This is a genomic window from Exiguobacterium sp. SH3S1, from assembly GCF_004337105.1.
Lineage (GTDB): Bacteria > Bacillota > Bacilli > Exiguobacteriales > Exiguobacteriaceae > Exiguobacterium > Exiguobacterium aurantiacum_A.
Window position 1 is genome coordinate 74,890 of record NZ_SJUW01000002.1, and the last position, 26,101, is coordinate 100,990.

The 26,101-nt window shown below is 51.8% G+C and carries 24 protein-coding genes; 4 read left to right on the forward strand and 20 right to left on the reverse strand.

What is annotated here, in order from left to right; genetic code table 11:
• Nucleotides 1-48: 48 nt before the first annotated feature.
• The 12 genes from pnpS to dnaE form a co-directional block, all read right to left on the reverse strand.
• Nucleotides 49-1,776, reverse strand: coding sequence for a two-component system histidine kinase PnpS (gene pnpS / locus EVJ26_RS03155; RefSeq protein WP_131469737.1), 1,728 nt, complete (start codon nt 1,774-1,776; stop codon nt 49-51).
• Entirely contained in the window at nt 1,773-2,477 is a 705-nt protein-coding gene (locus EVJ26_RS03160; protein WP_070326940.1) for a response regulator transcription factor, read from the reverse strand. Before EVJ26_RS03160 ends, pnpS begins: the two co-directional genes overlap by 4 nt.
• Before the next feature lie 196 nt (nt 2,478-2,673).
• The gene (gene mdh, locus EVJ26_RS03165; RefSeq protein WP_070326939.1) at nt 2,674-3,609 is read right to left on the reverse strand and encodes a malate dehydrogenase; all 936 of its coding nucleotides are present in this window, start codon (nt 3,607-3,609) and stop codon (nt 2,674-2,676) included.
• 39 nt (nt 3,610-3,648) lie between these two features.
• The gene (icd, locus tag EVJ26_RS03170; protein ID WP_070326938.1) at nt 3,649-4,920 is read right to left on the reverse strand and encodes an NADP-dependent isocitrate dehydrogenase; all 1,272 of its coding nucleotides are present in this window, start codon (nt 4,918-4,920) and stop codon (nt 3,649-3,651) included.
• A 114-nt stretch (nt 4,921-5,034) separates the two neighbouring features.
• The gene (gene citZ, locus EVJ26_RS03175) at nt 5,035-6,147 is read right to left on the reverse strand and encodes a citrate synthase (RefSeq protein WP_131469739.1); all 1,113 of its coding nucleotides are present in this window, start codon (nt 6,145-6,147) and stop codon (nt 5,035-5,037) included.
• Between the two features lie 184 nt (nt 6,148-6,331).
• Nucleotides 6,332-6,796, reverse strand: a complete 465-nt coding sequence (locus EVJ26_RS03180; protein ID WP_131440022.1) for a DUF441 domain-containing protein — start codon at nt 6,794-6,796, stop codon at nt 6,332-6,334.
• A gap of 68 nt (nt 6,797-6,864) precedes the next feature.
• Entirely contained in the window at nt 6,865-8,607 is a 1,743-nt protein-coding gene (gene pyk / locus EVJ26_RS03185; RefSeq protein ID WP_131456070.1) for a pyruvate kinase, read from the reverse strand.
• A 95-nt stretch (nt 8,608-8,702) separates the two neighbouring features.
• Nucleotides 8,703-9,671 (reverse strand): 6-phosphofructokinase, encoded by a 969-nt coding sequence (pfkA, locus tag EVJ26_RS03190; protein ID WP_131456068.1) that lies wholly within the window; start codon nt 9,669-9,671, stop codon nt 8,703-8,705.
• A 160-nt stretch (nt 9,672-9,831) separates the two neighbouring features.
• A complete protein-coding gene (gene accA, locus EVJ26_RS03195; protein ID WP_131456066.1) occupies nt 9,832-10,767 on the reverse strand; it encodes an acetyl-CoA carboxylase carboxyl transferase subunit alpha in 936 nt (311 codons plus the stop codon).
• The gene (gene accD / locus EVJ26_RS03200) at nt 10,760-11,614 is read right to left on the reverse strand and encodes an acetyl-CoA carboxylase, carboxyltransferase subunit beta (RefSeq protein WP_071397830.1); all 855 of its coding nucleotides are present in this window, start codon (nt 11,612-11,614) and stop codon (nt 10,760-10,762) included. The genes accA and accD overlap by 8 nt, the downstream gene beginning before the upstream one ends.
• 14 nt (nt 11,615-11,628) lie before the next feature.
• Nucleotides 11,629-12,183 carry a FadR/GntR family transcriptional regulator gene (locus tag EVJ26_RS03205; protein ID WP_131456064.1) on the reverse strand — a complete coding sequence of 185 codons (555 nt, stop codon included), beginning with the start codon at nt 12,181-12,183 and terminating at the stop codon, nt 11,629-11,631.
• A 74-nt stretch (nt 12,184-12,257) separates the two neighbouring features.
• Complete coding sequence (gene dnaE, locus EVJ26_RS03210) at nt 12,258-15,425, reverse strand: DNA polymerase III subunit alpha (protein WP_131456062.1); 3,168 nt, start codon at nt 15,423-15,425, stop codon at nt 12,258-12,260.
• A gap of 103 nt (nt 15,426-15,528) precedes the next feature.
• Here dnaE and EVJ26_RS03215 point away from each other — a divergent pair, with 103 nt between their 5' ends.
• Entirely contained in the window at nt 15,529-15,720 is a 192-nt protein-coding gene (locus EVJ26_RS03215; RefSeq protein ID WP_131456060.1) for a YtzJ family protein, read from the forward strand.
• Between the two features lie 16 nt (nt 15,721-15,736).
• Here the strand turns inward: EVJ26_RS03215 and EVJ26_RS03220 are convergent, their stop codons facing one another.
• Nucleotides 15,737-16,702: a DHH family phosphoesterase gene (locus tag EVJ26_RS03220; RefSeq protein ID WP_070326931.1), complete on the reverse strand. Its 966-nt coding sequence runs from the start codon at nt 16,700-16,702 to the stop codon at nt 15,737-15,739.
• A gap of 76 nt (nt 16,703-16,778) precedes the next feature.
• Here EVJ26_RS03220 and EVJ26_RS03225 point away from each other — a divergent pair, with 76 nt between their 5' ends.
• A complete protein-coding gene (locus tag EVJ26_RS03225) occupies nt 16,779-17,093 on the forward strand; it encodes a YtpI family protein (protein ID WP_236633359.1) in 315 nt (104 codons plus the stop codon).
• A 40-nt stretch (nt 17,094-17,133) separates the two neighbouring features.
• On the opposite strand, the gene EVJ26_RS03230 is transcribed toward EVJ26_RS03225, so the two are convergent.
• Nucleotides 17,134-18,444 carry a DRTGG domain-containing protein gene (locus EVJ26_RS03230; protein ID WP_131456058.1) on the reverse strand — a complete coding sequence of 437 codons (1,311 nt, stop codon included), beginning with the start codon at nt 18,442-18,444 and terminating at the stop codon, nt 17,134-17,136.
• A gap of 161 nt (nt 18,445-18,605) precedes the next feature.
• Here EVJ26_RS03230 and EVJ26_RS03235 point away from each other — a divergent pair, with 161 nt between their 5' ends.
• Nucleotides 18,606-19,700, forward strand: coding sequence for a M24 family metallopeptidase (locus EVJ26_RS03235; protein ID WP_071397827.1), 1,095 nt, complete (start codon nt 18,606-18,608; stop codon nt 19,698-19,700).
• Between the two features lie 290 nt (nt 19,701-19,990).
• On the opposite strand, the gene EVJ26_RS03240 is transcribed toward EVJ26_RS03235, so the two are convergent.
• Together EVJ26_RS03240 and EVJ26_RS03245 are read right to left on the reverse strand one after the other, a co-directional pair.
• The gene (locus EVJ26_RS03240; protein WP_131469741.1) at nt 19,991-20,713 is read right to left on the reverse strand and encodes a metallophosphoesterase family protein; all 723 of its coding nucleotides are present in this window, start codon (nt 20,711-20,713) and stop codon (nt 19,991-19,993) included.
• 12 nt (nt 20,714-20,725) lie between these two features.
• Nucleotides 20,726-21,451 carry an SDR family oxidoreductase gene (locus tag EVJ26_RS03245; RefSeq protein ID WP_131469742.1) on the reverse strand — a complete coding sequence of 242 codons (726 nt, stop codon included), beginning with the start codon at nt 21,449-21,451 and terminating at the stop codon, nt 20,726-20,728.
• Nucleotides 21,452-21,634: 183 nt separating this feature from the next.
• On the opposite strand from EVJ26_RS03245, the gene EVJ26_RS03250 reads away from it, so the two are divergent.
• Entirely contained in the window at nt 21,635-22,072 is a 438-nt protein-coding gene (locus tag EVJ26_RS03250) for a universal stress protein (RefSeq protein ID WP_016508455.1), read from the forward strand.
• 49 nt (nt 22,073-22,121) lie between these two features.
• Here the strand turns inward: EVJ26_RS03250 and EVJ26_RS03255 are convergent, their stop codons facing one another.
• The 4 genes from EVJ26_RS03255 to tpx form a co-directional block, all read right to left on the reverse strand.
• On the reverse strand, nt 22,122-22,712 hold the full coding sequence (locus EVJ26_RS03255) for a 3D domain-containing protein (RefSeq protein ID WP_131456055.1): 591 nt from the start codon (nt 22,710-22,712) through the stop codon (nt 22,122-22,124).
• Between the two features lie 450 nt (nt 22,713-23,162).
• Nucleotides 23,163-24,374: an acetate kinase gene (locus EVJ26_RS03260; RefSeq protein WP_070329492.1), complete on the reverse strand. Its 1,212-nt coding sequence runs from the start codon at nt 24,372-24,374 to the stop codon at nt 23,163-23,165.
• A gap of 126 nt (nt 24,375-24,500) precedes the next feature.
• Complete coding sequence (locus EVJ26_RS03265) at nt 24,501-25,388, reverse strand: class I SAM-dependent methyltransferase (RefSeq protein ID WP_070329491.1); 888 nt, start codon at nt 25,386-25,388, stop codon at nt 24,501-24,503.
• 100 nt (nt 25,389-25,488) lie between these two features.
• Complete coding sequence (gene tpx / locus EVJ26_RS03270; RefSeq protein WP_071397833.1) at nt 25,489-25,977, reverse strand: thiol peroxidase; 489 nt, start codon at nt 25,975-25,977, stop codon at nt 25,489-25,491.
• Between the last annotated feature and the right edge of the window lie 124 nt (nt 25,978-26,101).

Genomic DNA, 26,101 nt, shown 5'->3' on the forward strand with positions numbered 1-26,101 from the left:
AGTAACATCTGTTTGTAAAGGTCGTGTGAACGCGACATAAATTCCTTGTTAAGCGAGCGGGAATTCGATTGTGAACGTCGTCCCTTCATCTTCGACGCTGTCGACATGGATCGTCGCATGATGAAGATCGACGATGTGCTTGACGATGGCGAGGCCAAGGCCGGTCCCTCCAGAATTCCGGCTCCGGGCCTTGTCGACCCGGTAAAACCGTTCGAATATGCGGCTCACTTCTTTTGGAGCGATACCGATCCCGTCGTCTTTGACGCTCAAGCGCGCTGTCGTCTCCCGCTTCTCGACCGTAATCTCGACCCGGCTACCTTCAGGCGAATAGTTGATCGCGTTCGCAACGAGGTTCAAGATGACTTGCTTGATCCGGTTCAAGTCCGCTTGCAGGACGACGCTACCTTCGTGACGCGCTTCAAGATGGATTGATTTTTGCTCCGCCTTCTGGCTTAAGACGAGACACACTTCTTCGACGAGCTGATTGAGTTGGACAGGTGTGAACTCCAAATGGAAATTTTCCTGTTCGAGCCGCGACAGTTCGAGTAAGTCCTCGACGAGCATTTGCATGCGTGTCGCTTCTTTTTGGATGATATCCAAAAATTGATCGCGCAACTCGGGCACTTCTTTCGCCCCGTCGAGTAACGTCTCACTGAAGCCTCTGATCGAAGTGAGCGGCGTCTTCAATTCATGGCTCACGTTCGCGACGAAATCTTTCCGCATTTTCTCAAGCCGTTTCAGTTCGGAGATGTCGTTAAACAATAGCGTCGTCCCGCGCAGCATGCCGGTATCGCTAAAGATCGGGGCAGCTGACACCATATACGTCTTTTGGTTGAACCCGATTCGAATTGATAGCTGGCGACGGTGCGGCTCTTCTGTCAAATAGACGTCCTCGATCAACGTCTCGACGTCCGGACTCGGTAAAATGCCATGGTAAAACTGGCCGATCATCAAATCGTCGTATTGGAACATATCCCGGTACGACCGGTTGACGAGCGTGACGATACCGCGTTCATCGACGAGCAACAGACCGGCTCCCATATACTCGATCAGTGACTCGAGCCTTGCCCGCTGCACCGACTCCCCGAGCGAGATCGTCTCTAAGTTACGGGCGAGGACGTTGATCGACCCGGCCAGACTTCCCGTCTCTTCATCGTTGCGCAGTTCATACACACGGGCCCGGTAATTCCCGTCGGCGAGTTCGCGTAACACGATCGTCGCCTCATCGATTGGCCGGATGAACTGGTTCGTCAAATTGTGGAGGACGAATAGAATCAGGAAAAATGAGAAGAACAATGCGAGCGCGACCGTCAGCCAAATCCGGTTGTAGACACCCTCTAAGTCAGAAATATAACGGATAAAGCTAAGGTAGACCGTTTCACCAGTCGACAGTTCGATCGGTTTCGTAAACTGGATCAAATCGTCGCGTGTCGCGTTGCCGAACGCACCGTTAGCCGGAATCGCGTTGGCGTCAATCCGGTATTCGAACGCTCCGACGCGGAACGGCGTGCCGGCAATCACTTCCATCCGGCGGTTCAACAGCAAGATGTCGAAACTGCTCTCATCGTCGATTTGTCGAACGTAGTCACGAATCTGCTCAAGTTCACCCCCGTCCAAATACAAGGCGGCGAGTTGAGCGTCTTCTTTCAACCGGTCGCGCTCCGAGTCCAAATAGAAATCTTTGAACAGTTGACCGAGCACGATCCCGAGTGTCAGCAACACGCCCGTCACGAGCAGGATGAGTGTCGGCAAGAAACGCGAGCGATACGTCTTCATTCGGGCATCGGTTCTTCCATCTTATAACCGAGACCTCGGATCGTCTTGATGTACGTCGGTTTCTTCGTTACCGGCTCAATTTTCTCACGCAAATGACTAATATGGACGTCGACGATGCGCGTATCACCGACAAAATCATAGTTCCAAATGGCTGACAGCAGTTGATCACGCGTCAACACACGGCCTTTGTTTTTGGCGAGATAAGCCAGCAGTTCAAACTCTTTCGGCGTCAATTCGAGCCGTTCGCCTTTTTTGAAAACCTCATAGTTCGAAGCGATGATTTTGACGTCTCCGATCTCGATGACGTCGGCGTCGACCGTCGTCGTTTCCTGTGGACCTGACCGGCGCAAAATCGCTTTGACCCGGGCCACGACTTCGCGCGGGCTGAACGGTTTCGTTAAATAGTCGTCAGCACCAAGTTCGAGACCGAGCACTTTATCGAACTCGTCGTCTTTCGCCGTCAACATTAAGATCGGCGTGTTCACTTTTTGTTGGCGCAGCCGTTTACATACTTCAAGTCCGTCCATCTCCGGCAACATCAAGTCGAGGATGATCAACACCGCGTCTTGTTTCTCGGCTAATTCAAGCCCCGCTTTTCCATCATGGGCCGTCTCGACCTCAAATCCGGCTTGTTCTAAATTAAATTTTAATAACGTCGCAATCGATACTTCGTCATCGACAACAATTACTTTATCGGCCACACTAGTTCCTCCTCGAATCTATCGGTTCAGTCGTTTACACTACCTATTTTACAAATCAATCCCACTCGCGACCAACTTCAAAGCAATTCTTTACAAAAACAAAACAAATCCACTGTCTATCTCCAGTTTAGCACGCTTGAAAGAAAAACGAATCCAACAAAAAAAGTCTAGCCTGCGACGCAGACTAGACTTTCTTTCAAGTTAGGACGTTCAAGACGGAGCGGACCGAGTCAGCCGAGCGCTTGAGCGCGGCTTGTTCTTCATCCGTCAGGTCAAGTTCGAGCACACGCTCGATCCCGTTCGCACCGAGAACCGTCGGCACGCCAAGATAGAGGTCACGGAAGCCATACTCTCCATCAAGATACGTGATGGCCGGTAGAATGCGGCGTTGATCTTTTAAAATCGCTTCCACCATCTCGACGATGGCCGCGGCCGGCGCGTAGTATGCCGAACCGTTGCCAAGGAGTTGGACGATCTCACCGCCGCCTTTACGCGTTCTCGCGACGATCGCGTCGATGCGTTCACTCGGCAACAACTTCTCGAGCGGGATGCCTCCTGCGTACGAATAGCGGATGAGCGGCACCATGTCGTCGCCGTGACCGCCGAGGACGAACCCGGACACGTCTTTCACGGAGACGTTCAACTCCGAAGCGACGAACGTCCGGAACCGCGCCGTGTCGAGCACGCCGGACTGGCCGATGACGCGCTCTTTCGGGAAGCCCGACTCTTTGAACACCGTATACGTCATCGCATCGACCGGGTTCGTTAAGACGATCAAGATCGCGTCAGGTGAATACTTGACAATCTCTTTCGTGACCGACCGCATGACGCTAGCGTTCGTCGTGACGAGGTCGTCCCGGCTCATGCCCGGCTTGCGGGCGATACCGGCCGTGATGACGACGATGTCCGAATCAGCCGTGTCGGCGTAATCCGACGTCCCGGTGATCAACGAATCAAATCCTTGAATCGGCGCCGTTTCTTGCATATCGAGCGCTTTTCCTTTCGTCGGGTTCTCAAACTCTGGCATGTCGAGAAGGACGACGTCTCCTAACTCTTTTTGAGCCAAGTATAGTGCCGTCGTGGCCCCTGTGAATCCGCTACCGATAACAGAAATCTTGTTGCGACGAATCATTGTGCTCTCCCCCTTGGTTTAGTCCAAACTGAGTGCTACTTACATGTTTTTGATCAGTTCATCCGCAAACTCTGAACATTTCACTTCTGTCGCGCCATCCATGAGACGGGCAAAGTCGTATGTGACGACTTTCGATGCGATCGTATTCTCCATCGAACGAACGATGAGGTCAGCCGCTTCGTTCCAGTTCATGTGACGGAGCATCATCTCACCTGACAAGATGACAGATGACGGGTTGACTTTGTCAAGACCAGCATACTTCGGTGCCGTACCGTGTGTCGCTTCGAAGATGGCGTGTCCTGTCACGTAGTTGATGTTCGCCCCTGGTGCGATCCCGATTCCGCCGACTTGGGCAGCGAGCGCGTCCGAGATGTAGTCACCGTTCAAGTTCATCGTCGCGACGACGTCGAACTCACGCGGACGAGTCAAGATTTGTTGGAGGAAGATATCAGCGATTGAATCTTTCACGATGATCTTGCCTTCCGCTTCCGCTTTCGATTGCGCTTCGTTCGCAGCAGCTTCGCCTGACTCTTCTTTGATGCGGTCGTACTGGGCCCATGTGAACACTTTGTCGCCGTACTCTTCTTCTGCGAGTTCATACCCCCAGTTTTTGAAGGCGCCTTCTGTGAACTTCATGATGTTTCCTTTATGGACGAGCGTGAGCGATTTACGGTTGTTCGCAATCGCGTATTCGAGCGATGCCCGAACGAGACGTTTCGTTCCTTCTGACGAGATCGGCTTGATGCCGATACCCGATGTTTCTGGGAAACGGATCTTGTTGACGTTCATCTCTTCTTTCAAGAACGTGATCAACTTCTTCACTTCGTCGCTGCCTGAAGCGTATTCGATCCCTGCATAAATATCTTCTGTGTTCTCACGGAAAATGACCATGTCTGTGTCTTCAGGACGTTTGACCGGTGACGGGACGCCAGTGAAGTAACGGACAGGACGCAAGCACGTGTACAAGTCGAGTTCTTGACGGAGCGCCACGTTGAGTGAACGGATTCCACCGCCGACCGGTGTCGTGAGCGGTCCTTTGATGGCAATCAAATATTCACGGATTTCGTCGAGCGTCTCGTTAGGAAGCCACTCACCCGTTTGGTTGAACGCCTTCTCGCCAGCGAACACTTCTTTCCATTCGATCTTCTTCTCGCCGCCGTATGCTTTCTCGACAGCTGCATCAAAGACGCGAACTGCAGCGTTCCAGATGTCTGGGCCTGTTCCATCTCCGATGATGAATGGAATCGTTGGTACGTTTGGTACGTTGAGTGCACCGTTTTCTACTGTAATCTTTTGACCTTGTGTTGACATATGAATCCCCCTAAGTACATTTATGTAGGCCGACGCGAGCGCCGACCTACGTTATCTGTTAGTTTACCAAAGTTTATGTCTAAATTGTGACGTAATCTTCGAACGATGCGTCAATTAACGCTCGTTTACCGGTACGTATGAACGGTTCGTTTCGCCTACGTACTCGGCACGCGGACGAATGAGACGGTTGTCGGCGTATTGCTCGAGGATGTGTGCGATCCAGCCTGACATCCGCGAGACCGCGAAGATCGGCGTGAACAGCTCTTCGTCAAGACCGAGCGCATAGTACGTCGAAGCCGAGTAGAAGTCGACGTTCGGTTTGAGCCCTTTTTCAGTCTCGACGAGGTGGTCGATCTTCTCAGACATCTCGTACCAGTGTGGCTCATTGATTTGAGCCGTCAGTTGGCGACTCATCTCTTTCAAGTGTTTCGCACGCGGATCGCCGTCCTTATAAACACGGTGACCGAAGCCCATGATCTTCTCACGGCGTTCGAACTTGCCGCGCACGTAGTCTTCGACTTTGTCGACCGAACCGATTTCGTGAAGCATCTTCATGACCGCCTCGTTGGCGCCACCGTGAAGTGGACCTTTGAGTGCGCCCATCGCTGCCGTCACACCAGAATACATATCTGAGAGCGTCGCTACGCAGACACGGGCTGTGAACGTCGAAGCGTTCAACTCATGATCGGCGTGAAGAATGAGCGCCTTGTCGATTGAAGTCTCGGCGACTTCATTCGGCTCTTCCCCGTTCAACATGTATAAGAAATTGGCTGCATACGACAAGCCTTGCTTCGGCGCAATCGGTTGCTTGCCTTTCCGTAACCGCGCGAAAGCAGTCACGATCGTCGCGATTTGTGCTTGAAGCCGAATCGCTTTACGCATGTTTGCCTCTTCACTCATATCCTCAGCCTCTTCATCGTACAACGCGAGTTGAGAGAGTGCCGTGCGAATCGTGGCCATCGCGTTCGCAGACTTTGGTGCCCGCTCGAGTGTCGCGATGACATCTTCTGGCAACTTCGCTTCTTGAACGAGCGCTTCTGAGAGTTTCGTTAATTCATCTGCCTTCGGAAGGCGGTCGTTCCATAATAGAAAGACGACTTCTTCGAACGTGGCATGGTCTGCCAAGTCATCGATTGTGTATCCTCCATAAGTCAATTGTCCGTCAATGATCGAACTGACTTTTGAGGCTGCTGCCACAATTCCTTCTAACCCTTTAGTTGTTGACATTCATAACTCCCCCTCAGTCTTTGAAAGTAGTCGACCGCATCATACAGTCTGTTTGCAGGGAATAAGGGTGGGGGTTCGATAAATCTCCCCAGCACGTATCGAGTTCGCGCCACCCTGTCCTCCGTCTAGTATAAACAATTTACTGAAAAAAAGAAATGTAAGCGTATCCAGTCGTAAAAAAATGTCAAACCCACTTCTCGATAAGGTTATATCCCCCTAAAATGAGCGCGGCAATCCCGGCACCAATCAGTGGTCCGACCGGAACGCCTTTCATGAATCCGACCGCGAGAATGGTGCCTGCGAGCAAGGCCGTCGTCACGACCGGATCGACACGCATCAATTGCACGCCCTGGGCGGCGGCGAGGGCAACAAAGATACCGGACGAAAAGGCAATGATGCCGACCGGTCCTTTAATACTATTCCACAATTCTCTAAAACCTATGTCTCCGGTCGCGATTGGGACGAGGACGGCGATCGTGATGATCGTCACACCCCAATGAATCCCTTTTGCGGCGAGCGTCGGGAACAACTGGTCTCCGAAGCCGATCGCTTTAATGATTAAGAGTACGCTGCTTGCGATAATGATGGACTGATTATGAGCAATCACCCCGATCAAGACGAGTAATAGCAGAAATAAATAAGCACCCATGGTTCATCCCTCTTTCTGAATGGAAAAAGAACCGACCTCATGAGAAGGTCGGTTCGATTGTCATTCGATTACGCGTTATAAATTTTTCCAGTAAGCGGGTCGATCGAGATCATCTGTCCGTCACGGAACGTAGACGTTGCAGATTCAACACCGACGATAACCGGTTTACGGAGCGATGGTCCGACGATGCCGGCATGGCTCGTCAATCCGCCGTCTTCCGTGATGATGCCGGCTGCTTTTTCGATCGCTGGCATCATTTCTTTATCAGTGAACGGTGCGACGAGGATCATGCCGTCTTTTGCTTTCGCGTTCGCTTCGTCCGCATTGTTCGCAACGACGACTTCTCCGACGAGGCCGCGCTCACCGATGCCGCGTCCGTTTGCAAGAGCGTGTCCGACGATGTGAATTTTCATCATGTTCGTCGTACCAGAAGTCGCTGCCGGAATACCTGCTGAGATGACGACGAGGTCGCCGTCTGTGACGAGTCCAGCGTGACGAGCTGCTTCAGATGCTTGAACCAACATCTCATCCGTGTTGTTCGGCATTGTAGCAGCAACGATCGGGTATACGCCCCAAACGAGGTTCAACTGACGAGCGACGCGCTCTGATTCAGTCACCGCGATAATGTTTGCTTCCGGACGATATTTCGCTGTACGGGCAGCCGTGTAACCTGATTGTGTTGGCGTCAAGATCGCTTTCGCGTTCAAGTTGATTGCCGTATGGGCAACCGCTTGTGAGATCGCATCCGTTACCGTATGCTCACTGCGTTTTTGACGATCTTTGAGCAAGTTTTTGTAGTCAAGCATACGCTCTGTACGAACAGCGATCGCTGCTTGCATTTGAACTGACTCGATTGGGTAGTCCCCTGCAGCCGTCTCACCTGAGAGCATGACCGCATCCGTACCATCGAGGATGGCGTTGGCAACGTCAGACGCTTCCGCACGTGTCGGGCGCGGGTTGCGTTGCATCGAGTCAAGCATTTGTGTCGCTGTGATGACCGGCTTACCGAGGTCGTTACACTTCTTGATCAATTCTTTTTGTACCGGTGTGACTTCTTCAGTCGGGATCTCGATACCGAGGTCACCACGCGCAACCATCAAACCGTCAGAGATAGACAAGATCTCGTCGATGTTATCGACACCTTCTTGGTTTTCAATTTTCGGGTAAATCTTGATGTGCGACGCATCGTGCTTCTCGAGAAGTTGACGAATGGCGACGACGTCAGACGCACGACGTACGAATGAAGCCGCGATCACGTCGATATCTTGCGAGATACCGAACTCGATGTCCGCGATATCTTTGTCTGTTAAGGCAGGAAGGTTAACCTTGACGTTCGGCAAGTTGACACCTTTCTTCGTCTTGATGACGCCTTCGTTTTCAATGATGCAACGAAGATCGCGGTTCGGAAGTTTTTCGACGACACGGAGACCGATGAGTCCGTCATCGAGCATGATGCTAGAACCGACTTCGACGTCATCGAACAATCCTTCGTACGTGACCGAGAAACGGTCTTTCGTTCCGACGATTTCTTCTGTTGAGACGATTGTCACTTCTTTCCCTTTTTCAAGGAGTGCCTTTCCGTCTGCGAACGTATGCGTCCGAATTTCAGGACCTTTCGTATCGAGAAGGACTGTCACGATTTTGCCTGCGACGCGTGATGCTTCACGGATGTCGCGGATACGTGCTCCGTGCTCTTCGTAGTCACCGTGTGAGAAGTTAAGGCGAGCCACGTTCATTCCAGCTTCAATCATTTCCGGGAGAAGCTTCTCTGAAGCTGGTCCGATCGTACATACAATTTTCGTTCTACGCATAAATAAAAACCTCCTAGGGGATGTATTACATTTACACACAGAAAACGGGGGGTCGATTGACCTGATCCCGTCTCTGTGGAGTTCACTGTCACTCGTTAAATCGAAAGTTGGTTCGACAGGTCGATCAACTTCATGTCAAGCGTATGCTTGTTATGGTCGAGCGCCTCGTCGATATCGAGGTCCATCATTTTACCGCCACGGATTCCAACGACCCGTCCAGCTTTGCCTTCTAACAGGATTTCAACGGCGTAAGCGCCCATCCGGCTAGCAAGCACGCGGTCGGCGGCAGTTGGTGAACCACCACGTTGGATATGTCCAAGGATCGTGACACGTGTTTCCGAGTTTGTCTGCTCAGCAATGAGCTTACCAATCTCTTCGGCACTGCCAGCTCCTTCAGCAACGACGACAATCGAGTGTTTCTTGCCGCGGGCAACACCATGGTTGATCCGCTCCACAATCGCACTCAAGTCTTCAGGACGTTCTGGGACGAGGATCGACTCCGCTCCACCGGCAAGACCGGCGTAAAGAGCGATGTCACCCGCGTCGCGACCCATCACTTCAATGACATACGTACGTTCATGTGAAGAAGCCGTGTCACGAATCTTGTCGATCGCATCGAGCGCCGTGTTGAGCGCTGTGTCAAATCCGATCGTCGTGTCCGTTCCCGGAATATCGTTGTCGATCGTACCAGGTAGTCCGATTGTCGGGAAACCGAGATCCGTCAACTTCTGAGCTCCACGGTAAGAACCGTCTCCGCCTACGACAACGAGCGCATCGATGTTGTATTTCTTCAACTGTTTGACCGCTTTAGCCCGGCCTTCTTCAGTTCTAAACTCTGGGCAACGGGCAGAACGTAAGAACGTTCCTCCGCGTTGAATGATATCGCCGACTGAACCTAGGTTCAATTCAACGAGATCGCCTTCAATCAAACCTTGATAGCCGTTATACACGCCGTACACTTCTAGACCTTCAAAAATTGCTTTTCGGGTCACTGCACGGACTGCAGCGTTCATTCCGGGGGCGTCTCCCCCACTTGTCAATACCGCAATTCGTCTTAAATTCACGTCACTCACCTCTTATGTGTTTTAACGAAATCTGAAATAAAAATACCATGTCTGACCTTTGTTTTACAACACAAGTATGTGAAAAAAATGCATGGGGTACCGTCGGAAGCAGTCATTTCGTGAGTCGTTTAACGTGAGCCTCAAGCGGTTGTTACCGTTTTCACGAACCAAATGTGCCAATTTGATGATATTTGGCAGCGCGCCCTTGCAGCAACTCATCACGCGAGCGTTTCACCAACTCACTGACGTGTTGTATTAATACAGGCTTCAAGAGCGAAGACTGTAGTGACACATCGATGTGAGCTCCACCAAACACTTCCGTCACAATCTCATCGACAATCCCTAAATCGAGCAAATCTTGTGCTGTAATCTTCATCGTTTCAGCGGCCCGTTCCGCCAGCTTCGCATCTTTCCAAAGCAGTGCTGCCGCACCTTCTGGCGAGATGACCGAGTACGTGCTGTTCTCGAGCATGAGCAGCCGGTCGCATACACCGATGCCGAGCGCTCCTCCAGAACCGCCCTCGCCGATGACGACAGAAACAATCGGGACTTTTAACGTCGCCATCTCAAACAAGTTGCGTGCGATCGCCTCACTTTGTCCGCGTTCTTCGGCCGCCTTACCCGGGTAAGCACCTTTCGTGTCAATGAACGTGATGACCGGCCGGTTGAATTTCTCGGCCTGCTTCATGAACCGTAACGCTTTGCGATACCCTTCCGGATGAGGCATGCCAAAGTTTCGCAACATGTTCTCTTTCGTATTGCGGCCGCGTTGATGGCCGATGATTGTCACCGGGACACCGTCGAGCGTGGCAATCCCCGCGACGATCGCCGCATCATCATATCCGTGGCGGTCGCCATGCAGTTCAATAAAATCCGGGAACAGCTGATCGATATAGTCGAGCGTCGTCGGCCGTTTCGGGTTCCGTGCCAATTGCACGCGATCCCACGGTTTCATATTCCCATAATTGTCTTTTTCTAATCGGTGGAGCTTCGTCTCGAGATGGCGGATCTCCCGGGATAGGTCGATCCCTTTCGTTTCCGCCATCTCGCGCAACTTTACGAGTTGTTCGTTCAATTCTTTCGTTGAGTCAAACATGGTGTGCCCCCCCGTCATGTAAATCGATGATGTTCTTTAAGAACGAACGCATCTGTTCACGATGAACGACGGCATCGAGTTGACCAGCCTCTAGCAAGAACTCAGCAGTTTGGAAGTTGTCTGGTAATTTTTCACGAATCGTCTGTTCAATGATTCGCCGTCCGGCGAAGCCGATCAACGCACCCGGTTCGGCGACGTTCAAGTCACCGAGCATGGCAAAACTAGCCGAGACGCCCCCTGTCGTCGGATGGGTCAAGTAGGCGATATACAGCAATCCGGCCTCGTCATGTTGCTTGAGCGCGATGGACGTATTCGCCATCTGCATGAGGCTGACCATCCCTTCTTGCATGCGCGCACCGCCTGAAGCGGTGAACAACACGACAGGTAACCGTTCCGCGGTCGCAGTCCGAACGGCTGAAGCGATTGCTTCCCCGACATAAGCCCCCATCGACCCCATCCGGAAGCGCGCGTCCATGACACAGATGACGGCGTGACGGCCAGAGATCATTCCGCGGCCGCAGACAATCGCCTCTTCAATCCCAGTTCGTTCCCTGTCTTTTTTTAATTTTTCTTCATAATCTGGAAAATCGAGCGGATTTTCTTTCACGCGCGGTCCAGCAAATTTCACGAATGAGTTCTCATCAGTGAGCAATCGAATCCGCTCATCTGCACTGAGCGGGAAATGGTAGCCACAATCGCACACTTTATGGTGTTCGTTCAATTGTTTCGTATAATGCATATATTTACAGGATGGACATTTCGTCATCAATCCTTGTGGTGCGTCAATTTTCGGTTCTCGTTGACGCAACGGCATGTATCGTTTTGGTTTCTTGAAAAAAGCAGTCATCGCTTCCCCCTCGTTCATTCCGGCATCCTCACCTTGCGCCACATCTCCAATAATTGTGTTCGTTCTTCGATCGTATACAGTTCACCTGCGTCCGTCCCGTCATAAAATCGGTTCACTTCACTCCAAATTCGAATGAAGAGCTCATTGCCTAGGCCTAGAATCAGCTGTTGTCGGAACTCGCGGTCATTCGCTAAGTTCACTTCGAGCAGCTTGACCCGCTCCGGTGTCGGCTCGACTTCAGAGAACGCCAGGCGCTCAAGCAACCGCAACACGTCGACGATGTCGGACGCTTTCGTCTGTTTCGTGACGATAAACTCAGACAAGATCTCGATGTAGCGGTGCCGATCTTGCTCGCACAAAAACGTCCCGCCCCCGTGACGCGTCTCCACGATCCCAAGAAAGCTGAGGGCCCGAAGCGCCTCTCGGACCGAAGCGCGGCTGATTGAAAGCGTCTCGGCAAGTTCACGTTCGGATGGAAGACGGTCGCCCGGCGCGAGCGATGCCTGAACGATCAACGATCTAATTTTAGAAATGTTTTCGTGAAATGAGGATGCGTATTTTCCATGCATCTGACCGTTCAACTCCTTTTCGGATGGCATTTTCTTTAAAGTGGTCAGACCAATCAAACAGATTATACCACTTTTTATGACTTGGTACTAGTTCCCGTGCTGGACGTTTTTGAATCGACCCGCTTTAAGACGACGTCCGCTTCCCCGAACCGGTTCTTCAAAGCGGTCATGAAGGATTCCGTCGGATTGACCGAGTAAGCAGACGCCAGTTGCTTCACCTCTTTTGAGTCAGAGAAGCGACAAATTACCGGGACGTCCCCACTTGCTGTATGAAGGAGTTCTTCGAGCTCGGCGAACGATTCACGGCGAAGTCGGACGAACAACGCTTGACCGTTTAACGGCCGTACCCGCTCCACGACGAGTTGAATCCGCCCGTCCCGTTCGTTTGGATGAACCTCGAGCAATAGGACGTTCCCGACATAGAGCGAACGTGCGTAGTTTGCGAACACGCGCGGGAAGATGACGACCTCATCTTGCGAGACCCCATCATCGACCATGGCGACACCCATCTCCTCGTTTTTCTTCGTCTTAAACGTCCGGATCGCATCGACGTAAACGACGATAAACCCTCTGTCGCCGCGCAACACTTCCTCGATTGTGGCCGTGTCCACTTGAAGGGGTGCCACCGTCGTCAAAGGTGAGTGGACGATCCACGTCCCGAGCGCCTCGCGTTCTTCCTCCGACCAATTCGGTTCCGGCATCTCGGTCCGTTTCAAACCGAGGGCCGACAGTTCATCCGGGAGCAAATGTGTCCCCGTCTCTTCCCGCAAGCGTTCCACAGCCCGGAAAGCTTGGCTCCGCTCCCCGTGGTACATACGGTCTAACGCCCCGGAACCGAGCAGACGGCGCAATTTCAACTGATCTTTCGTTCCCCAGTCCATCAGCTCCACGAGTCGTTTCACATCGGTGAACTGATCGTGATGCTCAATCAATCGTTCCACGTCCCGCTTCGTCAATCCTTGAATCGCCTTGAGGCCCAGACGGACACCCGGACCTTCTAGAAACGCTCCCGCTTTCCCGTGCAAGACGTCAGGAGGATAGACGGGGATTTTCCCTTTCCGGAGCATGCGCACGAGTTGATTCGTCTTATCGTACGTCACGAGATAAAAAATGCGTTCAAAGTGCGCTTTCACATACGCCAATCGATAACTGATCAAACTATAGGCGACGGCGTGCGACCGGTTGAACCCGTAGCCCGCGAATTTTTCAATCCATGAGAATACTTGTCGCATCGAATCCATGTCGTGCTTCGCCGTCTTCTCCAAAAAACGGATTTTCTCGACCTCGATGGCGGCCATATCCTTTTTAGCGATGGCTCGACGAATCAAATCGGCCTCGGCGTATGAATATCCGGCGAGTTCGCGCAACAACTTCATGACTTGTTCTTGGTAGACGAGCACGCCTTTAGTCGTCTCCATCACTTCGCCAACGATCGGATGGACCGGCTTGTACGGCATCCCGTGCTTACGCTTGGCATACGTCTCGATGAACTGCATCGGTCCAGGGCGATAAAGCGACATCGTGACGACGATATCTTCAAACTCGGTCGGCTTCACTTGCCGCAGCGCCTGCTTCATCCCGTCCGACTCAAACTGAAAGACGCCGTCTGTATCGCCTCGTGCGAGAACGCGTAACGTCCGGTTGTCATCGAGCGGGATCGATTTTAGGGAGAATAGTGAATCGGTGTCACGAATCAACATCTCCATCTCGCGCAATCGTGTCAAGTTCCGGAGGCCGAGCAAATCGATTTTCAGCAGTCCGAGCGCCTCGAGATCCTTCATATTATATTGCGTCACTTGACCCCCGTCCGTCGGTTGAAGCGGCGTTACCGTGTCAAGCGGATCTCGGCTCAAGACGATCCCGGCCGCATGGATCGACGCTTGCCTCGGCAAACCTTCCAATTGAGACGCAATCGTCAACAAGTGCGACCGTTTTTGACTTCCGGCAAACCACTTCATTTTAGTCGGATTGTTCGTAATGCCCGCGATTCCGTCGTCCTTGACTTGTTTACTCGCAGCCTGGCCTTCTTCAAGCGTCATCCCGAGAGCACGCGCTACGTCACGCAGCGCCGCCTTCGCACCGAATGTGGCTAACGTACCGATTTGAGCGGCGTGATGCAGTCCATACTTATTAAGCACGTACTGGACGACCTCATCTCTCCGTTCGTCTTCGAAGTCCAAATCGATATCCGGCATGCTGATCCGTTCCGGGTTCAAGAAACGTTCGAACAGCAAATCGAAGCGAACAGGGTCGACTTCTGTGATATGGAGCGCGAAACTGACGAGCGACCCGGCCGCCGAACCACGACCTGGACCGACTTCGATGCCTTGCTCCCTGGCGAAGCGAACGATGTCCTCGACAATCAAGAAGTATGAGGCGAACCCCGTACCGGCGATGACGTCAAGCTCGTACCGGGCCCGATCGATATACGTGTCGTTGAGCAAATCGAGTGCTTTCAATCGCTCCGCGACGAGACGTTTGAGTCGCTCGACGGCATCAGGCAGTTCCGGGATCGCGGCAGTCGCGGCCGGAATCTGCGTTACTGACACAAGTTGATCGAATCGCGCGAGTTCCTCGAGCTCCATGGGTTCGAACCAATCGTTCATCTCGCTCGGCAGCCGCACATACTTACCTTTTTGATGAACGTCCTCTTGGGAGATGACCTCGCCTTCCCCGATTGCGACGATAGCACGATACGCTTCAAAATCTTCTGGTCGCATATAACACGTCTCTGGCGTCGGCACTAAACGAACACCGAGTTCTTCGCGCATCCCCCGAAGCTGTTTGACGATGAGCGTCTGTTCGGTCGTCTGCGGAGCCGGCAACCCGAGCCATAATCGTTCTTCTGCCACAAAGCCGAGGATACGGTTAAACAAACGACGTCGGTGGACCGGGTCACTCGTTTTCCAATTCTCAGGTAAGATGACGACCGATAAATCCGTCGGTTCGGTCAATCCGCCTGCCTCGACGATGCGATACAACTTTGCAATATCTAGGTCGGTCATCGCATACACGAGCACGGCCAACTCGAGCCCGTCGACATGAAGGCTCGTCCGTAGACCGATGACCGGCTTGACTGCATAGCGTTCGCATAGTCTCACAAATTGAGGAACGCCATAAAACGCGTCATCTGCGACCGCAACCGACTTACTCCCCCGCTCCGCCATCGAGGCGACATATTGCTCTAGGCGAATCGTGCTATGCATCAAGCTAAACGCTGATCTTACATTTAAATGGAGCACAAGCGCCCCCCTCTCTCTTTTTTCTTAATTGTCAAACTCATCTCGATGCTTCTCTGATACAATAATTATAGACAAAACGAATGATAAAAGGGGGTAAAAGCGTATGATTATTAATCGGGGTAAAATCGCGCGCGACAAGTTAGAACTTTTACAGAACGGACAGACCGTATTTGCCGACAGCCCTGAAATTATCGACCGGCTGCGCAAATACATTGCCGAGTACCAACTTGACGTCGTCGAAGACGTCACCGATCGCGGCACGTGGTTCATCCCACAAGACGACGATACAAAATGAAGAGAGCTGACCGCGGTCAGCTCTCTTCATTTTCAAATTCGAACGGTGCGGCCACTTCTTCTAGTGCGGCAATCACATCGTCCATTTCTTCCCACGTGTCAATTGTCGCACCGGCTGCCATCGGATGCCCGCCGCCACGGTAACGTTTGGCGACTTCATTGATGACCGGGCCTTTCGAGCGGATACGGACACGAATCTCATCTTTGTTCTCGACGAACATGACCCAACATTTCAACCCCTCCAGTCCAGAGAAGCTGTTGACGAGCAACGATGCCGCTTCCGGCGTCGCATGAAACGTCCGGAGCACGTCGGCGTCGATTTTGACATATCCGACGCCAGCCTCTGTCACTTGAACGTTTTGCAGGACGTAACCTTGCAGTTGGAGTGTCGCCAAGTTCGTCTTATACATTTGGCGGTACAAGCGGTTCGTGTCGATGCCGTAACTGATCAAGTCAGCAGCGATCTCAAACGTGTGCGGCGTCGCGTTCCGGAACTGGAAGCGTCCCGTATCACCGACGATACCCGCGAAAAGTAAGAACGCCGACTGCTCATCGATAGCCAAGCCCCATATCCGAGCGAGCTCGGCCACAATCTCCGACGTCGAACTGACCGTCGTATCGACGATCTGATGTGTCGCATACTCGTCTTCGTCAGGATGGTGGTCGATCTTGACGACGGTCTTCCCTTTCAAGGCGTATGGTCCATCGATTCGTTCGTGGTTCGCTGTATCAAGCACGAGGACGAGCGCCTCGTCATACATCTCCGGCTCCACGTGTTGCATCTTCCCTAAAAATTCGAGGTCGCGGGCGATCCCGCCGACGACGTAAACGTGTTTATCCGGGTAAGCCCGCTCGATGATTCGCTTTAAGCCGAGTTGACTTCCGAGCGCGTCTGGGTCGGGACGGACGTGTCGATGGATCATAATCGTGTCCGCCGCCTCGATTAACTTCAATATCGTTGTTGCTTCAGGCCAATGTGCCATGGTCGTTCCTCGCTTTCTTGATGTCCATTCTATGGTATGATGATAACAGATTATACGTTTGAAAGGGGTTTCTCACTTGAGTCAATTAATCATGATCGGACTCATCTTGTTCTCACTCGGTGCGTATTTGGTCTATAAACGTCGGGCCTTCTTGACGAAGACGCCGTACCGGAAAGCGTTGTTCAACACGCAAGCGCTCATCTGGCTCAGCTTGTTTTTGGCGCTGTTCGCCATCAACCAGATGCTCGGCGGCCTCGGCCTCAATTCGACCATCGGCTGGATCGTCAGCATCGTCATGCTCGTCCTCGGGCTTGGCAACGCAATCGTCGGGATCATTCGCTATCGCAAGATTTTCCCGAAGGCGTCTGAAGAACCAATCAACCAATCTTAATATGTAAAACGAGCTGATGACATCATCAGCTCGTTTTTCTTTACCGGTCGATCAGTTGCGCTGTGACGAGCGCTTTAGCGACGAGTTGTGTCCCTTGTGTCATCTCGACGTCGACTTTCCCGAACTTTCGTCCGAGGTCGAACACGTTCGCCGAGACGCGGATTTGGCTCTCGATTTGAATCGGTTTCATGAAGTAGACCGTGATATTCTCGACGACAAGGTCGCCTTTTTTCATATGCCGCAAACTCCGGGTCGCCCCTTCGACTAGAAGCGTCGTCAAGACTCCGGACGACGCCGTCCCCATGTGGCTCGTCATTTGAGGTGCCACTTCGACCGTGAACGCCGTCCCGTTCGAAGTCGGATCCTCTTTCAACTGATTGGTGATCATATTATCAAACGTCTCACCGACTTGTGGTTGCCGGTTCGCGAGCTGAAGCGCCTTTAGGACGTCTTGACGGCTGATGATGCCGAGCAGGCGACCGTAGTTGTCGACGACCGGCAACATCTCGATCCCTTCCCATACCATCTGGTGGGCTGCATTCGTGACACTTGTCTGCACACCGGCCGTGATCGGGCTTTTCGTCATCACTTTTTCGATTTCTGTATCGTGCGGCCGATCGATGAGATCTTTGGCGGTGATGACGCCGACGACTTTCATCTGGTCGTCGATGACCGGGTAACGGTTGTGCTTCGTCCGTTCATTGAGTTCGTGCCAACGTTTGACCGTATCGTCCACTTTTAAATAAAACGTATCGTGCAACGGAATGACGATATCCGAGACGAGCAGAATTTCCTTTTTGATCAGACGGTCATAGATGGCGCGGTTGATCATCGTCGCCACGGTAAAGCTGTCATATGAAGTCGAGATGACGGGCATGTTGTACTTATCCGCCATCCGTTTCACTTCGTCGGTCGCATCGAATCCACCGGTGATCAGTACGGCCCCGCCTGACTGCAAGACGAGTTCATGCGCTTTCTCCCGGTTCCCGATGATGACGAGCGAGTCGACGTCGATATATCGCATCATCGCTTCGAGCTTCATCGCCCCGATGACGAACTTAGACAGCGTTTTATGCAGGCCGTCGCGTCCGCCGAGCACTTGGCCATCAACGATGTTGACGACTTCGGCAAATGTCAGTTTTTCAATGTTCTCTTTATGTTTGCGCTTGATGCGGATCGTGCCGACCCGTTCGATCGTTGACACGAACCCCAAGTTCTCCGCTTCTTTGATGGCCCGATAAGCCGTCCCCTCTGATACCGCAAGTTCTTTGGCGATTTGGCGAACGGAGATTTTAGACCCGACATCGAGCGACTCGATATGTGCTATGATCTGTTCATGTTTTGTTGTCATGTCACGAGTCCCTTTCCTCAATACATTTTCTGTCACCCTCAGTATACTGTATCAGTGAACCTTGTTCAAACTGTACTACTGAAAATGCAACATTTCCTTTCCATTTTGGAAAACGCTATAATGAACGAGAAAGCCACTGAACAAGAAGGAAGGGAATCGAGTTGAATCAACGAACCAACCACATTGCACAATCTTTGGCCACGAAAGGGCTAGACGCCGCGTTTGTCACGTCAAAAGCGTCCGTCTTCTATTTTTCAGGAGTATACGCCGAGGCCCATGAACGTTTGATCGCTATCCTAGTACTGAAGAACGGGACAACGGCGCTCGTCTGTCCGGCCCTTGAAAAAGGAATCGTCGAAGCGAGCGACTGGAACGGTGAGATCGTGACGTACATGGACCACGAGAATCCGTGGGACAAGGTCGTCAAACTGTTTCTCGACCAACAAATCATTCCGGAACGAATCGGGATCGAAGGCGAGCATTTACCGTATAACCGCGTCGAACAACTTCGTGCCGGGTTTGCCGGACTTTCAATCATTGATTTGACGGAAGAATTACAAGCGCTCCGAATGATCAAGTCGACAGATGAGATCCGGGTCATGAAACGGGCGGCCGAACTTGCCGACATGGCAATCGAAGCCGGCATCCGCGCGTTGCGTGAAGGGGTGACCGAACTTGAAGTCATCGCCGAGATCGAATACGCCATGAAACGGCAAGGTGTCCGTGAGATGTCATTTGACACACTCGTCTTGTTCGGTGAAAATAGCGCCGATCCGCACGGTGTGCCTGGCAACAACCGACTTAAAAAAGGTGACTTCGCCTTATTCGATCTCGGTGTCGTCTGGCAAGGCTACTGTTCAGACATCACCCGTACCGTCGTCTACGGTGAGGCGAGCACGAAACAGCGGGAAATCTATGAGACCGTGCTCCGGGCCGAAGAAGCCGCCATCGAGATGGCGAACGTCGGGACGACGCTCGGCTCGATCGATATCGCCGCCCGCCAAGTCATCACGACGGCCGGATACGGGGAATACTTCACCCATCGCGTCGGCCACGGTATCGGGATCGAGGTTCACGAGTTCCCATCGATGGCAGCCAACAACGATATGACGGCCCAGGTCGGTATGACGTTCACGGTCGAGCCAGGCATTTATCTCCCCGGTGTCGGCGGCGTCCGGATCGAGGACGATATCGTCATGACGGAAAGCGGACCAATCTTGTTGACGAGCTTCCCGAAGACGTTACAAGAAATTTAAAAAAGGTTGACTAACACAGTCAAATTCGCTCGTCCTTCCGGCGCCAACGCTATCCGCAGGCAATCCCGGAGCCGCAGTACCATCGGACGAGCAAAGCAAACGGTCGCCCTCGGGCGGCCGTTTCACATTCTACCGCGGACGAGAACGACCGTTACATAGCATTTCTTCAATTTTATGTCGGGCAGAGCGCCTCAAGGTCTTCGGACATAATAAAAGACGAACGAGATCGCTTTTAGCGACCTCGTTCGTCAACAGCTTGAGGTTAAAGGCATACGCCTTCAACCTCTTTTTCAATAGAACAGGCGCCACATCACTTCGCGCTGCGGCACTTCGTCACGCTCCATCTTGTTCATGAAAGACGGTTTATCGTACAGGATCGTCTTAGCGAGGACACGCAGTCCCGCCTCATCCCACTGCAGCACTCCGTAGCGGGCCAAATCGTCTTTGGCGACGCCGAGCGCTCCCGGATTGAAATACCGTTTGCACTCATCTTGAAACGCGTGGACCGGGTGATGGTGACCGAAACAAACGACGTCCGCCGCGTAATCACCAAATAAGCGCTGCATGTTCGGAAGCGTCGCTTCGACGATGTCATGAAACGGCTCGTCGACGATCGATGCCTCACGTTTTTCAGTCGGGATGTGGTAATGAATGCCGTATATATGCTCCCTGCCTATCGTTTGCTCGATCGTACGAGGCAATTTCATAAGCGCATCGGCGTAGTCAGGGCGCAACGTTCGTGCGACCCATTCGTGATGTGGCCGCGTATGGGCATAACTTTCGGGATGCCCTGTTCCGGCGAGCAGTGAGAGGACGGCTTCATCGTGGTTTCCCGTGATCATCTTGACACCTCGGTCGAGGAGTCGCGCCATCACTTCGTTTGAATCTGGCCCCATCGCGATCATATCGCCGAGACTCCAGATGTCATCGATCCCTTGACCGTCCAACTCGTTCAAAACCGCGTCTAACGCTTGGACGTTCCCGTGAATGTCCGTCAAAATGGCCAACTTCATATGAAGCACTCCTTACTTTCGATATTGGTGGACGACGTTGACGCCTCCGGTCACATCGATGACCGCCCCGGTGACCATGTCCGAGTCCCGCGCGAGCAAGAACATGATCATTCGCGCGATGTCTTCGCCGGTCCCATGCCGACCGACCGGTGTTTGATCATCCGGTTCAGCGGATTCGATCCGCATCTCTTTCTGCGCACCGACGATGTTACCAGGATTGATCATGTTCGCCGTGATACCGTGCACCGCTTCCTCGAGCGCGACCGTCTTCGTCAAACTGACGAGACCGGTCTTCGCGGCAGCAAAGGCGGACCGATGCAACCAGCCCGGTGCCGTCGCACTCTCAGGGAAGCCATACGTGATGATACGACCGAATCGCTTCGCCCGCATATCCGGAATCGCCCGACGCATCAGCCAAAACGAGGCGGACAAGTTCCCGGTGATCACTTCGTCCCACTCCTCGTCCGTCAAATCAACGAGACATTTCCGTTCGAAAATATACGGACCCGCGTTCAAAATCAAAGCGTCCGGCTTACCGAACTTGCTCACCGCCTCGTCATAACCGGCCGTCACCGCTTCTCGGTCCGTCAACGGCGTCTCGATCATATGTAGCCGTTCATGCTCCCAATCAATCGGTTTTCGTTGAAGCACGCTGACATACCAGCCCTCCTCCAACAGTCGTTCCGTCACAACCCGGCCGATCCCTTTCGCACCAGCCGTGATGACTACGTGTTTCATCGTCATCCCTCCTCTGTATCATCTTACCCGTTCCATCTATCGATTTCCAAACTTCAACCTGTTCCGTAAGAAAGTTGTGAAAATTTCATCCATTCTCAAAAGAACCGAGCGTGAATTTCCAGTGAAGTGGTATACTATATATGTAAGCCGCACGTACATTTCAAGCGAAAGGTTGGGATTTACATGGCAATTGTCTACAAACATATCCTTTCTGCCGTCGACGGCTCGAAAGAGGCGGAACGTGCATTCGAAACAGCAATCGACGTCGCCCTTCGAAACGACGGAAAACTGTATATCGGTCACGTGATCGATACACGGACGTTCGCAACGGTCGAAGCATACGATCGGACGATTACCGAACGTGCAGAAACTTATGCGAAAGAACTGCTCGACGACTATGTCAATCGGGCCAAAGAACGTGGTGTCAAAGAAGTCGAAACGGTCATTGAATACGGTTCGCCTAAAGTGACGATTGCGAAAAAAATCGCACCGAATCACGAAATTGACCTTATCATCTGTGGAGCGACCGGCTTGAATGCGGTCGAACGCTTCTTTATCGGTAGCGTATCCGAGAGCATCGTCCGGTACTCGAAGTGCGACGTCCTGATCGTTCGTCAATAATTTCAATAAAAAAGAGTCATCGCGTTTGCGATGACTCTTTTTTATTGGCTTATAAGACTTTGACCGTGACCGTCTTGCGGCCAAAGTTGATGGCCGCACTTTGCGAGTACATGAGAATATCGATCTTATGTCCTTTGATGGCGCCGCCTGTGTCAGCCGCCGTGTACGTACCCATTAACTTCCCACCGACATACACTTGTACTTTAGAACCAAGCGGGATGACGCGCGGGTCGACAGCGACGACGTTATGTCTTTGTGTACGCACGTTCCATCCGAGTGCCGTCTTACCTGAACACCCTTTGCAGTATGGTGTGTAGGCAGAAGCGTTCATCGTATACGATTTCACGTTCGCTTTCGCAACCGGTTTAACGGTGCGTAAGTATTTGGTTGCGATCCAACCGGCCTTACCTTTATAGTTGACGCGAATCCAAGCCCCTTTTGTACCAGTGCGTTGGAGTTGTTGTCCTTTATTGATTTTTCCGAGTACCTTACCATTAATCGTAGCCGCTGAGCGAACGTTTAATCCATTCACTTGGCTTTTTACATAAATTTTAGAAGACGCCTCTACTGGTTGTTGCGGTAAAAGCATGGCGAATGTCATGACCGTCAGTAATAAGACCGTTCCAATTTTTTTTAACATGAGGTTCGTCCTTTCCCAGTCGGTTTGTTTTGTCGTTTTTCATAGTTGTCAGTTCTTGGTGATTGTTACGTTTAAACATAAACACGATGCGTCAAGACGAGTAATGTTTCGTCCAGATAACTATATGACGAAACAACCGGACGTGCGTTTACAACTAAAATTCATTTGAGTGACACTAAAATTACAGGAGTGTTACAAAAGCGGACTATTTTAACGAGAGATGACAACTTTACAGAGATACCACTTTTTACGTCATATTAAATTCCAATTTTTGGTTGCAATATGACTCAAACGTTACAAACGTATCGTTTTTTGACTCTTTTTATTACAGCGCGCGTCTCCCGGATAATCCTTTAGACACAATTTCCCCGGATGAACTATGACAAAAGAACTAAAAAAAGTCGCGCTGTTCGAATGAACAGCGCGACTAGAGAGGTTAAATTGTGTGGATTAAGCGTGTGTTTCTAAAAGGTTTGCGATCCGAACTGTATCGCGGGCGATGACCAATTCTTCATTCGTCGGAATGATGATGACTTTGACCGGCGAATGCGGATAGTTGATGAACAACTCTTTGCCGCGTGCTCCGTTGTTGAGTGATGGATCCCAGTAGACGCCCATGAATTCAAGCCCACGCAGGATACGCTCACGAATGACGTCAGAGTTTTCACCGACACCCGCCGTGAAGATGATGGCATCGACGCCGTTCATCTCAGCAGCGTACTGACCGATGTAACCGTGAATCCGGTTCGAGAAGATTTTAAGTGACACTTCAGCCCGGTGGTTACCTTCTGCTGCAGCTTGTTCGATGTCACGTAAGTCACTTGAAATACCCGAGAGACCGTAAACGCCTGATTCTTTGTTCATGACGTTCAATACGTCTTCAGCCGACTTGCCCGTTTTTTGCATAAGGAATGGGATGAGGGCCGGGTCGAGTGATCCCGAGCGCGTTCCCATCGTGATTCCTTCAAGCGGCGTGAAGCCCATCGTCGTATCGATCGAACGACCGCCGGCAACCGCCGCGATTGACGCCCCACTGCCGAGATGGCATGAGATCAAGCGCAAATCTTCGAGCGGACGACCGAGTAGCTCAGAAGCACGTTGCGTGACATATTTGTGGCTCGTCCCGTGGAAACCATATTTCCGTACGCCGTGTTCCGTGTAGTACTCGTACGGGAGGCTGTACAGGAAGTTTTCTTCCGGCATCGATTGGTGGAAAGCCGTATCAAAGACGGCGACTTGCGGCACGTTCGGCAAAATCGTTTGGAACGCACGAATCCCAGTCAAGTTAGGCGGGATGTGAAGCGGTCCGAGTTCGACGAACGATTCGATGTTCTTCATCACTTCCTCATCGATCACGACTGAATCCGCGTACAGTTCTTTCCCGTGAAGAACACGGTGCCCGACACCCGAAATTTCATCGAACGAAGCCATGATTCCAAGGTCAATCAATTTTTCGAGCGCAAGCTCGACCGCTTCTTTATGTGTGTGAAGCGGCGTGACGACGTTGAACTTTTGCCCTTCGCCGTATTTAATAGTAAAGATCGCATCGTCTTTTCCAACGCGCTCGACGAGACCAAGCGCGAGCATGTTCTCAGATGGCATCTCGAGAAGTTGGAACTTCAGTGACGAACTACCTGCGTTGACTGCCATAATTTTTGTCATGTCATACACCTCTTACCTTTCGATTTAAACACGTTTCTTTATCTGTTCTCTTTAAAACCGATAACTGTATCATAATGAAGATACTTGATATGGCATATGTTTTTCAAGTCTTTTGCCCAATAAATATTATGTTGTTTTAAACCATTCATCAATCTGTTTCACAATATTGGCAACAGCGCGCACATCAGTGAACGATGGCAACTCGACGAGGAGCGCTTGTTTCGGGCGTGTGACGCCCTCTCCTTGCTTCTGTAAGATGAGGATACTCTTCGCATACCGTTCATCTTTGAACATCGTCGTCGGCAGTTGGAGGACACCTTTCACGACCGCTTCTCGGTCCATCCACTGTTTTAATTTCCCTTCATCATCCTGTTCAAACAAATTGTTCGGGATGACGAAGACACCATGGCCTCCCGGCAACGTATGCCGCATCGCCTGCTCGATCATCAAGAAGTGAGAATAGGAATGACCTTCTTCTCGCTTCAACTCATAACCGCTCGCCACTTCATCGTTCGGATAATAACCGATCGGCAAATCGACGAGTGTGAGGTCACTCGGCTCGACGAACAGCGGTGCAAGTGCGTCTTGATGGAAGTAAGAAACCGGCTTTTTGAGCAAATTGCTGATCGCATATGACAAACGAAGCATCAATTCATCGACTTCGACGGCTTGTGCGGTCGCGTCTTTCACTTGCGATAAAATGGCGTGGACGAGAGTCCCGGTGCCGCTTCCGAGTTCAAGCACGTTCGCTCCGTCTTTGACGAGCTTCGTCGCCAAATATCCGATAAATAAGCTGACTGCGTCCGGTGTCGGTTGATGGTTCGGCGGAAGCGTTGTCGTCTCTTCAAGCACAAGCAGACTCACTGCCTTGCGCACGTCATCCGGTTTCTCCGATTCAACGTCGACTCGCTCAAACACTTCGATCAAAGCTTCGAGCGGCAATAAATCGAGGTCGCCCACCAATTTTTTCGTTTCTTTCTTCCAATCTCGGTACAATTGTTCAAATCGTTCCATAGTCGTTCATCTCCTCCATACAAAACCGGCTCTCGTTTCGAGAGCCGGTTGGTTAACTACAATATAGTGTAAGCTATTCGTCCACGTTTCGCCAAGTGAATCAGTTTGCCGCGTCGAACGCTTCAAGCGCCGCGTCAAAATCGACTTCGTCTGTCATCTCATCCATATACTGAACGTATTGGATAGTTCCTTCCGAGTCGATCACGAAGACTGACCGGGCTAGCAAACGAAGCTCTTCCATGAGCACGCCGTACGAATGCGCGAACGACTGGTCGCGGTGATCTGACAACATGATGACGTTATCGAGACCTGACGCCGCACACCAGCGTCGCTGGGCGAACGGTAAATCGTTCGAGACGGTCAATACCGTTCCACCGAGCGATGCCGCGTTTTCATTGAACGCACGAGTTTGCGTGTCGCATAGTCCTGTATCGATCGATGGGACGACACTAATCAATTTCTTCCCTGGGTAAGACGCGAGCGACACTTCTTCGAGTGCAGTCGTGAGGGCGGTGAAATCGGGTGCAGCATCTCCCACTTTCACTGGATTCCCTTGCAATGTGACTGTATTCCCTTTAAATGTTGGCATCAAATCATCCCCTTGTTCTGAATTTTACTTCTTCATCATATCGATGGTGCCGTCACGAAGACAAGCATCCTGCTTCAGACGGCCTGATTGTCATTTTCCCTATATCGGACGCCTAAAACAAGTT

Bases quoted from the DNA above. Each gene is read 5' to 3' on its own strand.
- pnpS (WP_131469737.1), bottom strand. From the start codon at position 1,776: ATGAAGACGTATCGCTCGCGTTTCTTGCCGACACTCATCCTGCTCGTG.
- mdh (WP_070326939.1), bottom strand. From the start codon at position 3,609: ATGATTCGTCGCAACAAGATTTCTGTTATCGGTAGCGGATTCACAGGG.
- icd (WP_070326938.1), bottom strand. From the start codon at position 4,920: ATGTCAACACAAGGTCAAAAGATTACAGTAGAAAACGGTGCACTCAAC.
- citZ (WP_131469739.1), bottom strand. From the start codon at position 6,147: ATGTCAACAACTAAAGGGTTAGAAGGAATTGTGGCAGCAGCCTCAAAA.
- EVJ26_RS03180 (WP_131440022.1), bottom strand. From the start codon at position 6,796: ATGGGTGCTTATTTATTTCTGCTATTACTCGTCTTGATCGGGGTGATT.
- pyk (WP_131456070.1), bottom strand. From the start codon at position 8,607: ATGCGTAGAACGAAAATTGTATGTACGATCGGACCAGCTTCAGAGAAG.
- accA (WP_131456066.1), bottom strand. From the start codon at position 10,767: ATGTTTGACTCAACGAAAGAATTGAACGAACAACTCGTAAAGTTGCGC.
- accD (WP_071397830.1), bottom strand. From the start codon at position 11,614: ATGACTGCTTTTTTCAAGAAACCAAAACGATACATGCCGTTGCGTCAA.
- EVJ26_RS03205 (WP_131456064.1), bottom strand. From the start codon at position 12,183: ATGCATGGAAAATACGCATCCTCATTTCACGAAAACATTTCTAAAATT.
- EVJ26_RS03215 (WP_131456060.1), top strand. From the start codon at position 15,529: ATGATTATTAATCGGGGTAAAATCGCGCGCGACAAGTTAGAACTTTTA.
- EVJ26_RS03220 (WP_070326931.1), bottom strand. From the start codon at position 16,702: ATGGCACATTGGCCTGAAGCAACAACGATATTGAAGTTAATCGAGGCG.
- EVJ26_RS03230 (WP_131456058.1), bottom strand. From the start codon at position 18,444: ATGACAACAAAACATGAACAGATCATAGCACATATCGAGTCGCTCGAT.
- EVJ26_RS03240 (WP_131469741.1), bottom strand. From the start codon at position 20,713: ATGAAGTTGGCCATTTTGACGGACATTCACGGGAACGTCCAAGCGTTA.
- EVJ26_RS03245 (WP_131469742.1), bottom strand. From the start codon at position 21,451: ATGAAACACGTAGTCATCACGGCTGGTGCGAAAGGGATCGGCCGGGTT.
- EVJ26_RS03250 (WP_016508455.1), top strand. From the start codon at position 21,635: ATGGCAATTGTCTACAAACATATCCTTTCTGCCGTCGACGGCTCGAAA.
- EVJ26_RS03255 (WP_131456055.1), bottom strand. From the start codon at position 22,712: ATGTTAAAAAAAATTGGAACGGTCTTATTACTGACGGTCATGACATTC.
- EVJ26_RS03260 (WP_070329492.1), bottom strand. From the start codon at position 24,374: ATGACAAAAATTATGGCAGTCAACGCAGGTAGTTCGTCACTGAAGTTC.
- EVJ26_RS03265 (WP_070329491.1), bottom strand. From the start codon at position 25,388: ATGGAACGATTTGAACAATTGTACCGAGATTGGAAGAAAGAAACGAAA.
- tpx (WP_071397833.1), bottom strand. From the start codon at position 25,977: ATGCCAACATTTAAAGGGAATACAGTCACATTGCAAGGGAATCCAGTG.